The sequence below is a fragment of the Paenibacillus lutrae genome (assembly GCF_009757775.1).
Taxonomy (GTDB): domain Bacteria; phylum Bacillota; class Bacilli; order Paenibacillales; family NBRC-103111; genus Paenibacillus_F; species Paenibacillus_F lutrae.
The window spans coordinates 67,933-80,610 of record NZ_RHLK01000015.1; the positions used below are offsets into that span (position 1 = coordinate 67,933).

Consider the following 12,678-nt stretch of genomic DNA (forward strand, 5'->3'; position numbering starts at 1 on the left):
TTAACGGATATATCAAGAAGACTGCGGGCCTGCAGGTCCGTTATGCGGTGCTTGTCCCGGATTGGGCTGAGCCTGAGCCGGCTTATTCGAGCGGCCCTGTCCCGGAGCACCTCCCGGTCCGGCGGAGGAATTGCCTCCGCCCTGACGAGGAGGCTTACCCTCGGAAGGCGCGCGCTCACCGCGCTGTGAATCTCCACGGTTCTGCTGCTCGCTGCGGGGAGGACGGGGAGAACGGGACCTGCCTGGCTTCTGCGAATTATGCCCGTCCTGACGGTTCCCCTCCTGCTGACGCTGCTGCCTGCCGCCCTGAGACGAATGCTCCGCCCTGTCGCTCCGGTCCCCGCGCTGCTGCTCGGCCTTGCCTTCCTGCTTGGCTTCAGGCCTGCCGCCTTCTTGGCGCTCTTGGCGCTCATAGCGCTGCTCGCGTGAAGGCTTCTGCCTGTTGTCTCGCGGCGGCTCCGCTTCCGGGTCCGTCTTGGAAGCCTGTGGAGATTTGGCGGGCTTAGCCCCGCCTTCTCCCGCTTCCTCTTCAGAGGACTGCTCAGGCGGCTGATGCTTGCCCGGCAGCTTTTCCAGAATGAAATAAGCACATCCGAAATTACAATATTCATTTAGGTAGTCTTGAAGATATGCAATGGAAGATTCCTTGGCAGCTTTGGAATGAGATTCGCGAAAAAACCCTCTCAGCCTCAGCTGGTTATAACCCCAGTCTCCGACAATATAATCGTAACGTTCGAGGACTTCACTGTAGCGGTCCTTGAATACCTCTTGATTCCATCCGTTGCGGTGTTCCGTCACCAACTCGTAGGCTCTGCCTCCGATGTGAATCATACCTATTCCTCCCCTATGTACCGGTATCGGTCATGGAGCGGACGTCTGCGAGGCAGATCGGACCTGCTCATGCGCATGGTACGAGCTGCGGACGAGCGGGCCGGATTCAACATGTCGGAATCCCCGCTTCATTCCTTCTTCCTTCAACAGAGCGAACTGCTCCGGTGTATAGTACATCTCTACAGCCAAATGTTTTGGAGTCGGCTGCAAATATTGTCCGATTGTCATAATATCGCAATTGTGCGCGCGAAGATCATCCATCGTGCGTAAGATCTCGTCCCAAGTCTCTCCTACACCGATCATAATACTCGACTTAGTCGGAATATCCGGATTCATTTTCTTTGCACGTGCCAGCAGTTCCAGGGATCGGCTGTATTTAGCCTTGGCACGAACATGGTCCGACATCCGTTCTACGGTTTCGATATTGTGATTCAGGATGTCCGGCTTGGCGTCCATGACGATCCGAAGCGAATCTTCTTCTCCCATAAAGTCAGGGATGAGCACCTCTACGCTACACAGCGGCATTTTACCGCGGACGGCTTTGATTGTCTCGGCAAAAATCGTAGCGCCGCCGTCCTTCAAATCATCCCTGGCGACAGAGGTGACAACGCAGTGCTGGAGGCCCATTTGTGCGGCGGCGTCTGCGACGCGTTCCGGCTCTTGAAGATCCAGTTCCGTCGGAAGGCCTGTCTTAACGGCACAGAAACGGCAAGCCCTTGTACAAATATCGCCCAGAATCATGAAAGTGGCGGTACGGTTCGCCCAACATTCATGAATATTCGGGCATTTGGCCTCTTCACATACGGTATGAAGTGTCTTAGATCGCATCATATTCTTGATATCTTTAAAATTATCATCCGTATTCAATTTTATTTTCAGCCATTCCGGCTTACGCTGCTGCTGTTTCGTTGCCATCTCATGCTCCACCTTCTATTCGCTCGCGCCGCTTGCGGCCTGCGGTTTCTTTAGACGGTCCAATTCAGGCTCCGGGCGCGCATTATATTCCAGCATCAACCGGAGGCCCGGTATCGAAGCCGAGCTTTTTTTATTATAGCACGAATGCCAAAACAATCCACGCCGCTTTTCAATCCTTGCAGGTGGCAGGACTTCTCTGCTGCCGCCCGGATAAAAAACCGCCCTATCTGCGCATCCTATGTTCATTATCCCCAAAAAGAGGGTGGTTGGATGAAACAAGCAATACGGCGCAATCACCGCTGGCTGGCAGGCTGTATGGTGCTTTGTCTGCTTGCCCTGCCGAACACGTCCGCTGCGGCCGGCGAGTCCAAAGTACCTGCAGTTGATCCGACGCGCACAGCCGATGCCGTACGTAAAGATCTGATGCAGAAAGTCGGGGAGATCACAGGCATCCCCTGGACGCTGCTCGCGGCAGTGGACCGGTATGAACACACGCTCAACAAGAGCGCGAAGAAAACCGCTCCCCCCAACAGGCTGATCGGGATAGATTTCACCGAATTAACCTGGGTGGGGATGATGAATCCGGATCATGAAGATACGGATCCCGGCAGTATCGCATTCTTCGGAGGAGTAGGCAAGGATGGTTCAGGTGACGGTCTGGCCGACCGTTCTAACGACCTCGACCGACTGGCATCCATGGCCACCCTGATGCTACGCAAAGGCAGGACTCCCGAGGACATACGCATTTCCCTGTGGGATTACTACAATAACACGCGAAGTGTCCAGCGCATTGATCAATTCTCAGCTATCTATGAGAAATTCGGCACTCTCAGCCTCCATCAGCATGCTTTTCCCCTTCCGCTTAAAGCTCAGTACTCTTACCGGAGCACGTGGGGGGCCAGCAGAGGGTGGGGAGGCTTTCGCATTCATGAGGGAACCGATCTGTTCGCCGGATATGGCGTACCCGTCCGCAGCACGGCTTACGGATATATTGAGGTAAAAGGCTGGAACCCTTACGGAGGATGGAGAATCGGTATCCGGGACCTGGATAATGTCTATCATTACTACGCCCATCTGTCCGGCTTTGATAAAAAGCTTCAGGAAGGGGATGTCGTGCAGCCCGGCCAAGTTATCGGCTGGGTCGGCAGTTCCGGCTACGGAAAGCCCGGCACATCCGGTAAATTCCCCCCTCACCTTCATTTCGGCATGTATAAAGACAGAGGCTTGACTGACTGGCCTTTCGACCCTTATCCGTCCTTAAAAAGATATGAAAACGAGGACCGTAAAAAGCAGAAGTCTACCCGCAAATAATGCACAAGAATAGTGATCACCGATAAACGCATTGCGGCATACAATATCTGCTTCCGCTAAAAGACTACAGCGCCTGCGTCGCGATCGAAAGGACCGCCTCCGTTAAAAACGGAGGCGGTCCTTGTCGGCTCGTTCTAAGTGCATTGCGGGCCTCACAAGTGCAGCGCAGCCGGCCAGAATTCTGAGAATCTGCATTCTGAGAATCTGCCTGTGCACGAGACGTTATCTACTCCTACCGATAGCGCCAACGCCAGGCTGGAATGCAGTGAGCCATTAGGTAGCTACCTTGCTGAAAAACCCTCACTAAAACCAAAAGCTGACACCGCGCAGCCTACTCCTTGGTCCCGTCCGGTTGGGTGTCCTCCGTCTTCGTTGCCCCCTCTGAACCGTTCTCCGGGCGGGTGGTCCCGGTGCTTCCCGGCGCGGCCGGCTGCTTCATATTCGGCAGTGAAATATTCGGAGGCACCGCATCCTTGTTGGCTCCTACGGGATTGCCTTTGTTATCGAAGTAATACATGGGCACGTCGCCCACCACAAGTGAGTATGAAATCGGAATTTCCGTTTCGACAATCTCCGGCTCGGAATCAAACGGAATAATGACCGACACTTCTGCCACAATACGTATATAGACTTCAACTAAGATCATATTGATTCCCGCATTCTCATGCCGTGTGCTCAGATCTACCTTAACCGCCCCGGCAGGTGTCAGCCGGATCGGAATTTTTGGCCCGAACGATGCCAGAATAGCGCTTCCCATCGCCTGCCCCAGCGGAATGTGCTCAGGCAGCTCTTTCAGATTGTCCAACTGGTGCTGTACAGCGCTGCGCGTCTCGGATGTAATCCGCATATGCTCGGAATAATTGAGCAGGAATCCCGTCACTTTACCGCCGCTGTCGGTTTTCCAATCAATCAGCTTCTCGAAATTCGTTCCTTTGGAAACCCGGTCCGAGATTGCTTCATTGATGGATTCCGTTGCCATCTGCTTCACCCGGACTTTGGCCAGGTTCATAAGAGGCGGCTTCAGATTCCGTTCGATCATAATCATCGACTGCAGCGAGATCAGCATGAAAATGAGCAGCGCGATGAACAGCCTTTTTTTCCAGCCTTGCTTGCCGGTAGGTTTGCTCCTCCATCTTCGCCGGATCATCCCCGTTCCTCCCCCGTCCTGCGGCATTATTATTACCGTATGCAGGCCCGGCCCGAAAAAGAAGACAAACCGCTGCCGGAAGAACGAAGCTGCTGTCCTTAAAGAAGCCGGACAGGGTGCTTCCATTGTTCGAAAGGAAACGGATGTGTTACAATCACATCAAACCAGGTACGGTAAATTGGAGGCAGCTATGCTAAGCTTTGATCAAAAAATCGCGATTCTTGAATCTTTTCCCGAACTGCAGCGGAAGAACGTGTCCCTCGGGCGTGTAAATTTTCACTACGAAGAAAGTGCCCATGATAAAAAAACCGTCGCCTATCATATTCACCCAAACGGCAACGGTTATATCTATGCCGCGCTTATCCCCGATTGTCCGGCCGACGATAAAGGCATGGTCAATATCCGGGACTATTCAGAAGAGCAGCTGCGCTCGCTCGTAGAGCAGTCCATTCGTTCTTTGTCCGGCAATTCCGCGGCAGCGCCTATAGAATCCGGGACAGCCCCGTCTGCTGCGGCTAATGAGCCTAAGAACGAACAGTTATGGCAGGGCCCAGACAATCAGACCCTCACCCTTCGCATGGAAGATGACTTATGGTTCGTGTATGCCGGACTAAATCTCGATTCGGTATTCGAATCTTTGGAGGAAGCCGAGGAATACTTGAACGAAGAAGGATTCGCTCCCGCCCTGTAAGGCTGCGCGCCGGTCCTTGGCAAGTATGGGTACACCATCCTTCCTATAATTAAAAAGGGGCTGTCTCAAAAGGGTAAACTGAGTGAGACAATTCCATAATATGTGCAAAAGAACCTTCAAAACCACTATTAAAGTGGATCTGAAGGTTCTTTTTTAACCGAATATCAAGTGAAAAGCGGGGACTTAATGACTTTGGGAACAGCCCCTCTTCGTTATCCCCGATTCCCTAGAGCCTTCAGACTTCTCTTAGAGGAATGATTTCGGCTCTCAGATCTCCAGGCCATTCTCCATAGCATTTCTAATAAACTGGATCGCTTCCGCACGCGTCAGCGTATCCTGGCCGGCATAACCTTCTACAGTCGCGCCATTCTTGCCTTCGGAATAGCCCATGTCCAGCAAGTACTGGACCGCTCGATCACCAAGCACATCTGCTCCGTCCGCTTTGGCCATAATCTCAGCGACCGATTGGCGGGTAACGAATCGGCTTTTGGCATCCGTGCTCGTACCGCCAAGCACCGGATAGTTGCGGTCTGCAGCAAACTCATAGTAGGCATCCGACCAGCGGACAGCCTGGTCTCCAAGCTCGTCTTCTACGCCAAAAGCAGCCAGGAACATCTTCAGGAACTCTTCTTCCGATACGTTGCTGTCCGGCCGGAAAGTTCCATCCGGATAGCCGGAGGATATTTCCCAGTCTTTGGCCCATGCAATCGCATTTTCCGCCCAGTGTCCGCTTACATCAGTGAAAGCAGGCGCTGCGTGATCAGTGGAAGGATCAACTGGAGCCAGCTCTTCTAGACGGGTTTTGCCGGTTCCGTCCCGTTTGATTTTGGTGTAGAAGAAATTATATAATTCCGGGTCCATGTCGTAATAGTAAATCCATTCCCCATCGACGGATTCGAGGAAAGATTCCTCATCCGAAATTTTGATTTTGCCGGAGCCATCCAACCGGATGACATAAGAGGCATTATTTCCGCTCTCTTGATCTTGCGATCCCGTGTATAGTAGAAGATCATCTTCGATTTGAAGGGTGCCGTACAGGATATTGCTGTATTCATCGGCCAGCCGGGTCTTGCCGGTTCCGTCTATTTTCACCCGGTAGAGGTGTTCATCGGCTGCGTTGATGTAATAAATCCATCCATCCTTATTTACCAGCAGAACAGCGCTGTCCTCTGTAAAAGGGGATACCTCCGTGCCATCCGTTTTCATTCTCATCAGCTTGTTTCCTTCATGCTTATCGGTTGCTTCATAGGCACTGTAGACGATCCAATCGCCCTCGACAGCCATGGTGTTGATTTCCTCTTGGGAAATCTGCTCCTTGCCGGTTCCGTCCTGTTTGATTCTCATCATATAGCTGGGCACCATACCTTCTCCGCCTATGTAATCATGCGAAGCCATAACGGTATAATACACCCAGTCACCCGCCACATAGATGTCCCCTGTTGTCCACTCGCCGGTAAGTTTAACGACTTCTCCCGTTGCTTCATTCTCTTTGTAAATGCCGCTTTCGGAATCCCCTTCGTCAGCATAGCCGTTCAGGTTGTAATACTCCCAACCGCTGGAGCTGATAATGGAAGCCTGAGCCTCCTGTGCCGGCAAGGCTGCTGTTGCGATCGTAACTGCCAGAGCGGCAGGCAGGATCATTTTCATCCATTTTTTCATGTTCGCATTCCCCTTGTTTGTTGTAGGTGACAGGCATGTGTGCCTACTTGCATTGTACTTGTTTTTAGCTTTTTTTGGGATAAAAAAGTAAAAATCAGCAGCTGTATGGGTCAGGAGGTTCTATTGCCCGAATAGATGTTTAGAGGTGCAAAGGTGCAACTAACGACTTTATTGCAAATAAAAAGAGCCTGCTCCGGCAAGCTCTCTTATCCTATAGCTATCCTTTGACCGCTCCCATGGTTGCCCCTTCCATAATAAGCCGCTGAAACAGAACGAAAATAATGATAGACGGGATCATGGCAATCGTGACGCCTGCAAATAATGTTACCCAATCGGCGCTGAACTCCATTAATTTGTTTGCCTGATACATTTGAACGGCGATCGGATATTTGTCCGGATCACTCAAATAAATGAACGGTCCCATGAAATTGTTGTAGTACCCCATGAATTTGAAAATCGCTACGGTCACAATACCGGGTGTGGAGAGAGGTACAATGACGCGCCAGAAGATTTGAAACAAGGAAGCTCCATCCATGGTGGCGCTCTCCTCCAGATCCTTAGGCAAGGATTTCATAAATCCTCCGAGGAGCATCAAGTAAAACACGCTTTCGCCGAGACTCGACAGAATAATCAAGCCGGTTAAACTGTTCGTCAAGCCGAGCTCACGCATCACGACATATTGGGGAACGAGCGCATTAACCCCCGGCAGGAACAAGGACAGCATAATCAGACTCCAGATCAGATTCCTGCCTTTAAACTGCATCCGGGTCAGCGCATACGCATTAATCGTGGTAAAGAACAGAGAGACAATCAAGCTTCCCCCGACATAATACAGGGTGTTAAGCAGAGCGCGTCCGAAGCCGTATTCATTCCATGCATTGGCGTAGTTCTGCCACTGGATCCGGCTGGGAAGCGCCCATATATTTTGAAAAAATTCAGGATTGGTTTTGAGGGACTCGTAGATGACCCACACCAAAGGAAACAGAATGGAAAGCGCCCAGCCATACAACACAGCGCGCCAGAGCACGTCGGCAAATGTCCGTTTTTCAGTCAAATTGTATCGCTCCTTGAACCTAAAGAGTAATTAAAACTCAACACCGCGGTTAGGCACGAACTTATCCATGAGCAGTTTCGCCGTCACCAGGATGACAAACAAAATCATTCCGACAGCAGAAGCGTAGCCGTAGTTGTGATACTCGTTGCCGAACGCAAGATTGAACATATACAAGCCGATAACATCCGTTGCGCCGGACGGGCCGCCGTTGGTGAGAATAAGCACCATTTCGAATCCTTTTAACGTTCCTACAACCAGGAACAGGGCACTTACCCGCACGACCGGCATAACCAGCGGCATTGTAATTTTGAACAGCCTCGTCATATGTCCCGCACCTTCGAGCATCGCCGCTTCATACAGCGACTTCGGGATCGCCATCATGGCGTTCGCGAATACGATCGCGTATAAGCCGACTCCTCCCCATACCCACGGAGGAATAAGCGCCCACAGTGCGGTTCGCTCATCTCCAAGCCAGTAGAAGTTATCCAGATTCAGGCCGATCAGACTGAGCACTTCATTCAGCAGTCCGTAAGAACCGTCGTAAATAAAGGCCCACAGCAGGGCAACGACGACAGTGGACAATACATTCGGGAAAAAGAAAAGAATCTTGAGAAAGCCGCTCTCTTTGTAGCCCTTGTTCGTTATTAAGTAAGCCAGCAGCAGCGAAATAAGAACAACAAGAACCGGTATGAACAGCATAAGAAGCAGATTGTGCCAGAGTGCACGCCATACGAACGGGTCCTGGAAGGCACTGACGAAATTATCGAATCCGACGAAAGTCGAATCCGTAAGTCCGTCCCAGTCTAACAGGGAATAGTAGACAGATAGAATATTCGGGAATAGGGTCAGAACAAGATACCCTCCGAAGGGCGGGACGATAGCCAGCAGCAGAAAAATCGCCTTTTGAGTTGCGGCTTTGTCCAGGCCGAGTTTCTGCATCGCAGTCCGTTTGGCCGGTACGGTAGTGGACATTAACATTCACGACTCCTCTCGCAAAAGGAAAGCAAGGGGAACCTTCGTCCCCCTGCTGACTCCGCTTTACTTTTTCATCTTATCGAGCGATTTCTTCAGCAGTTCCTCTGCTTGCTGGAGGACCGGAAGCGGATCCTGCTTGCCCAGGAAGATCTTCGTCGTCGCTTCATCAATCAGCTTCGTCGCCTGCTTGTAAGAAGGATCTGAAATCGATACGGACCGGCTTGCCTTGTAGGCGCGGGCCTTATTCTCTTTGATGTACTTAAGCACCGCACGGGCCGAGCTTTGCAGCTTCTCCGCACGCTCGGGGTTCTCAACGAGATCTTTGCGCAGAGGCAGAGCGCCGGCTTTTTCCGCTGTAAACTGCTGCACATCCAGCGTCATTTGCCAGAGGATAAATTCGCGCGCCCACTTCTTGTTCAGGTCCGTTTTGCCCGCCCAGATGAAGTTTCCGTTGGTCGTACCGCTCCGTACCCAGATCGTCTGGTCTGACTTCTCTACAAAAGGAACCGCCATATAGCCCCACTCAAAATCAGCAGGTGCTGATTTCTTCATTTCGTTCTCTACGTGGCTTCCGGTTGAAACCATTGCCGCTTCGCCCTGAATCACCTGCATTTGGGACTGTGTATGGGTCAGGGCCGGCAAACCTTCAGGGAAATAGCCCTTCTTCCCAAGTTCATAGATCCGGTTCCATCTCTCGATACTTTCCGGGCTGAGATACTCCGGCAGTGTGTAGTTCTGATAGTTCTTGTTGAAGGCATCGAACGTCCCTTTGGCATCCGCCAGTTCAAACAGCTTGCTTGTGCCGAAAGCCCAGTCAAAATAATTCGGATAGACACCCGGAAACGTAACCGGGATAATCCCGTCCGATTTGATATCGGCCAGCAGACTGTTGAACTCGCCCCATGTCTTCGGATTCTGGTTCCAGCCGTTCTTCTCGAACAGTTTCTTGTTAAAGAAAAGACCGCCGAAACTTCCCGAAGTCGAAATTTCATACGTCTTGCCGTCCACCCGGTTAGCGGATTCGAAGAATCCGTCCATCAGACTGTCTTTTACCGTTTTGTCCGGCAAGTCGGGCAGCTTACGATCCCACAGATCATCCAGCGGCTCCAGCTTCCCTGCTTTGGCTAATGCCACAATGCCGCCGGAAGGTTCGCGGTTGAACAAGTCGAACATATCGTCATCTTTGCCGGCAGACATTTTGGTAGACAAGATGTTCGCAATATCCGGCGAAGCCGTCATATCAATCTTTACATTCGGGTACTTCTCGGTGAACGTCTTGATCGCGTAATCCATATATTCACGCCCGAGTCCGCCTTGGAAAAAGCCATATTTAAGCGTTACCTGCTGGTCTTTGGGCAGGCCGTTCTCATAAACTTCCGTAGAAGATGACGGTTTGTCCGCTGCTGTTTCTTTGTCGCCGCCGCAGGCGGTAAGAAGCATCGAAGCAGTCACCACCGCTAAACCCAGGGCCGTACTTCTTGATAGGATTGATCTCATAAACATGTCAGCCTCCACATATTAAAATGATGTCACCCGCCTTAAAGGCAGATGAATAGACCCGTTGTCTTTCATTGTAAAAACCTTGCAGACGCTTGCTTCCTTCAGGCAATTTCCAGGTAAACTCAAGTAACTTCAGGCAACCTCAGGTAAACTCCTTTCTGCGAATTTAAGACGGATTTGAATGCGCTTACATAAAGATGTGATTTCCCGTGCTTTTATCCCTTAGGAGTCCTCACACCGATTACCCTCCACCCTAAAACCATCATTTTGTGTTTGGAGTAATTTCGGTTATAATTAGTAAATCAAATTGATTTATTAATAGAATACACAAAGAGTCTGCCGAGTTCAACAGAAAGTTTGTTAAGTATTAGTAAAAGGAGGCTTGTTATACTTGTCGACTGCTAAAAGCTCCAGCAGCACTTTGCTCAAATCCATTAATCAGCAAAAAGTGTTGTTTCTTATATTCTCCGAAGGGCCTATCTCCCGCGTCGAGCTTGCCCAAAGAACGGGATTAAGCCATCAAACCGTCGCCAACATTGCAGGCCGGCTGCTTGAAGAACATGCCATAACCGAAACCCAGCTTTCCTCTTCCGAAGCAGGCGGTATCGGCCGAAAACGCGTACCGCTTTCTATTCATGCCTCTTACTTTCATATGATCGGAATCGAAATCGCAGCTAAGTCCATCCGCGGTTCTGTCTACAACCTGAAGGGCGAACAGAGAGCCCGGGCGGTAGAGCGGACAGAGAGATACGAGGACGAAGAACATCTGCTTCTGCTGCTCCATGGTGTCATCGGGGAGCTGCTGCAGACTATGCCGGATGAGCATAAAGTCAAAGGAATCGGCATCAGTGTGAAGGGACTGGTCGATTCACGCACCGGATGCCTCCTCCGTACCCCTGGCCTGGGCTGGCAGCGCATTCCGCTCAAAGACTTGCTTGAGGATAAGCACGGCCTTCCGGTTTATCTGGAAAACGACGTTAACCTGCTTGCGGTTAATGAGAACATGAAAGGGACGCTCCGCGATTCCATGAACAATGTCACCCTGATGTTTGATTACGGGATCGGCGGTGCCATTGTCCTGGACAAGAAACTCATCACCGGTTCTACATTTGTAGCCGGCGAATTCGGACATTATAAAGGATTCCATGGAGCGGACGCACTCGAATGCTTCTGCGGCGGACAAGGCTGCCTCACCACACTGGCGTCGATCAGCGGCCTTGCTCATAATACAGCGCACACCCTGGATTCACTGAAAGCTGATCTGGCTGGCGGCAAACCGGAAGTTGTGGAACTAGCCGGCAAAATCCTCGAGTCGGCATCCGCTGCTATCGCTAACGTCATCACCATTCTGAATCCGGACCGCATTCTTCTGTGCGGCCGGATTCTGGACATGCTGGGCAGTGAAAGAAGAGCCGCTCTGACCGTGAGCATTCTTAGGAACATTCCCCAGACATGCCGCGGGCTCACCTTCGATTATCTGGAGCAGTTGCCGGACGGAACGGAGTTAGCGGCGGGGATCGTGCTTAAACACGCGTTCGAAGTCTCTTTCGACACGTTATCGTTGTAAATCCACTTCCTCCCGTATTTGTGTGGAGATAAAAAGGGAATTTCCATTGCCAGATGATTTGAAAAGATTAAAGTTGCGTAAGCGCAACAAAAAAAGACCGGTAGCTTGCCGGTCGTTTTTTGTTGATTCCTTGCCAGCTGAGGCTGACGGAACCGCTCCCCTCTGCGCTGAGCCGCCTGAGGGGCAGCACCTTACAAGAGGCCCGGCAGTCGCCGCCTCACAACAGCCGCTGCCGCGAGGCCTCGAACAGCAGCACCGTCGTCGCCATCGCCACGTTGAGCGACTCCGCCTGCCCCTGCATCGGGATAATGACCCGATGCGTGGCATGCGCCGCGGCCGCGTCCGACACGCCGCGGCCTTCATTGCCCACCACGAGCCACGTCGGGCGCGTCAGATCGAGCTCATAACAGCTCGACTGCGCCTGAAGGCTCGTGACGACGATCTGCCGGCCCGCTTCGCGCGCGGCCGGCAGAAGCTCCTGCAGATCCGCCTCCACGATCGGCAGATGAAACAGCGATCCCATCGTCGAGCGGATCGTCTTGGGGTTGTACAGGTCGACCGTCCCGCGGCCGAGCACGACTGCTGCGGCTCCGACGGCGTCGGCGCTGCGGATGATCGTGCCGAGGTTGCCGGGGTCCTGGACGCCGTCGACCGCGACGACAAGGCCGGCGCCGCCCTCGGCCAGCAGCGCTTCCGCCGGCGCAGCCGGCTTGTCCACCACCGCAAAGACGCCTTGCGGTGTTTCCGTGTCGGTGCAGCGCTCCATAATGGCGCGCGTCACCGACACGGTCTCAATGCCGGCGTCAGCAGCGCCGGCAGCCAGCTTTGGAGGCAGACCTTTGTCTGCCTCGTAGACGATCGTGCGGACAGCAGCTCCCGCCCGCACGGCCTCCTCGACGAGATGATGGCCCTCGATGAGGTACATGCCTGTTTTCTGCCGGCCTTTACGGTCCAGCAGCTGGGCCCATTCTTTGACCCTCGAATTTTGAACGGATGCGAGATCCGGTAATCCATTATCTTTTGCCATA

The 12,678-nt window shown here is 52.3% G+C and carries 11 protein-coding genes; 3 read left to right on the forward strand and 8 right to left on the reverse strand.

Features of this window, described 5'->3' with window-relative positions; genetic code table 11:
- Nucleotides 1–12: 12 nt before the first annotated feature.
- On the reverse strand, nucleotides 13–831 hold the full coding sequence (locus tag EDM21_RS20030) for a YutD family protein (RefSeq protein ID WP_157338213.1): 819 nt from the start codon (nucleotides 829–831) through the stop codon (nucleotides 13–15).
- Nucleotides 832–861: 30 nt separating this feature from the next.
- A complete protein-coding gene (lipA, locus tag EDM21_RS20035; RefSeq protein ID WP_068773871.1) occupies nucleotides 862–1,746 on the reverse strand; it encodes a lipoyl synthase in 885 nt (294 codons plus the stop codon).
- A gap of 270 nt (nucleotides 1,747–2,016) precedes the next feature.
- Here lipA and EDM21_RS20040 point away from each other — a divergent pair, with 270 nt between their 5' ends.
- The gene (locus EDM21_RS20040) at nucleotides 2,017–3,057 is read left to right on the forward strand and encodes a M23 family metallopeptidase (RefSeq protein WP_157338214.1); all 1,041 of its coding nucleotides are present in this window, start codon (nucleotides 2,017–2,019) and stop codon (nucleotides 3,055–3,057) included.
- A 331-nt stretch (nucleotides 3,058–3,388) separates the two neighbouring features.
- Here EDM21_RS20040 and yunB read toward each other — a convergent pair whose 3' ends face one another.
- Nucleotides 3,389–4,204 carry a sporulation protein YunB gene (yunB, locus tag EDM21_RS20045; protein ID WP_157338215.1) on the reverse strand — a complete coding sequence of 272 codons (816 nt, stop codon included), beginning with the start codon at nucleotides 4,202–4,204 and terminating at the stop codon, nucleotides 3,389–3,391.
- Nucleotides 4,205–4,394: 190 nt separating this feature from the next.
- Between yunB and EDM21_RS20050 the strand changes: the two genes are divergently transcribed.
- On the forward strand, nucleotides 4,395–4,895 hold the full coding sequence (locus EDM21_RS20050) for a hypothetical protein (RefSeq protein ID WP_157338216.1): 501 nt from the start codon (nucleotides 4,395–4,397) through the stop codon (nucleotides 4,893–4,895).
- A 267-nt stretch (nucleotides 4,896–5,162) separates the two neighbouring features.
- On the opposite strand, the gene EDM21_RS20055 is transcribed toward EDM21_RS20050, so the two are convergent.
- The 4 genes from EDM21_RS20055 to EDM21_RS20070 form a co-directional block, all read right to left on the reverse strand.
- Nucleotides 5,163–6,554, reverse strand: coding sequence for a DUF5050 domain-containing protein (locus EDM21_RS20055; RefSeq protein ID WP_157338217.1), 1,392 nt, complete (start codon nucleotides 6,552–6,554; stop codon nucleotides 5,163–5,165).
- A gap of 217 nt (nucleotides 6,555–6,771) precedes the next feature.
- Nucleotides 6,772–7,608, reverse strand: a complete 837-nt coding sequence (locus EDM21_RS20060; protein WP_157338218.1) for a carbohydrate ABC transporter permease — start codon at nucleotides 7,606–7,608, stop codon at nucleotides 6,772–6,774.
- 30 nt (nucleotides 7,609–7,638) lie between these two features.
- Nucleotides 7,639–8,580, reverse strand: a complete 942-nt coding sequence (locus tag EDM21_RS20065) for a carbohydrate ABC transporter permease (protein ID WP_235918287.1) — start codon at nucleotides 8,578–8,580, stop codon at nucleotides 7,639–7,641.
- Between the two features lie 66 nt (nucleotides 8,581–8,646).
- Entirely contained in the window at nucleotides 8,647–10,080 is a 1,434-nt protein-coding gene (locus EDM21_RS20070; RefSeq protein WP_157338220.1) for an ABC transporter substrate-binding protein, read from the reverse strand.
- 394 nt (nucleotides 10,081–10,474) lie between these two features.
- Between EDM21_RS20070 and EDM21_RS20075 the strand changes: the two genes are divergently transcribed.
- Nucleotides 10,475–11,650 carry an ROK family transcriptional regulator gene (locus EDM21_RS20075; RefSeq protein WP_157338221.1) on the forward strand — a complete coding sequence of 392 codons (1,176 nt, stop codon included), beginning with the start codon at nucleotides 10,475–10,477 and terminating at the stop codon, nucleotides 11,648–11,650.
- 217 nt (nucleotides 11,651–11,867) lie between these two features.
- Here the strand turns inward: EDM21_RS20075 and EDM21_RS20080 are convergent, their stop codons facing one another.
- A complete protein-coding gene (locus tag EDM21_RS20080) occupies nucleotides 11,868–12,677 on the reverse strand; it encodes a TrmH family RNA methyltransferase (protein WP_157338222.1) in 810 nt (269 codons plus the stop codon).
- Nucleotide 12,678: the final 1 nt, after the last annotated feature.

What these genes read in the sequence shown, in the direction of transcription:
- EDM21_RS20050 (WP_157338216.1), top strand. Translation starts at nt 4,395, where the DNA reads ATGCTAAGCTTTGATCAAAAAATCGCGATTCTTGAATCTTTTCCCGAA.
- EDM21_RS20030 (WP_157338213.1), bottom strand. Translation starts at nt 831, where the DNA reads ATGATTCACATCGGAGGCAGAGCCTACGAGTTGGTGACGGAACACCGC.
- lipA (WP_068773871.1), bottom strand. Translation starts at nt 1,746, where the DNA reads ATGGCAACGAAACAGCAGCAGCGTAAGCCGGAATGGCTGAAAATAAAA.
- EDM21_RS20040 (WP_157338214.1), top strand. Translation starts at nt 2,017, where the DNA reads ATGAAACAAGCAATACGGCGCAATCACCGCTGGCTGGCAGGCTGTATG.
- EDM21_RS20055 (WP_157338217.1), bottom strand. Translation starts at nt 6,554, where the DNA reads ATGAAAAAATGGATGAAAATGATCCTGCCTGCCGCTCTGGCAGTTACG.
- yunB (WP_157338215.1), bottom strand. Translation starts at nt 4,204, where the DNA reads ATGATCCGGCGAAGATGGAGGAGCAAACCTACCGGCAAGCAAGGCTGG.
- EDM21_RS20080 (WP_157338222.1), bottom strand. Translation starts at nt 12,677, where the DNA reads ATGGCAAAAGATAATGGATTACCGGATCTCGCATCCGTTCAAAATTCG.
- EDM21_RS20070 (WP_157338220.1), bottom strand. Translation starts at nt 10,080, where the DNA reads ATGAGATCAATCCTATCAAGAAGTACGGCCCTGGGTTTAGCGGTGGTG.
- EDM21_RS20065 (WP_235918287.1), bottom strand. Translation starts at nt 8,580, where the DNA reads ATGTCCACTACCGTACCGGCCAAACGGACTGCGATGCAGAAACTCGGC.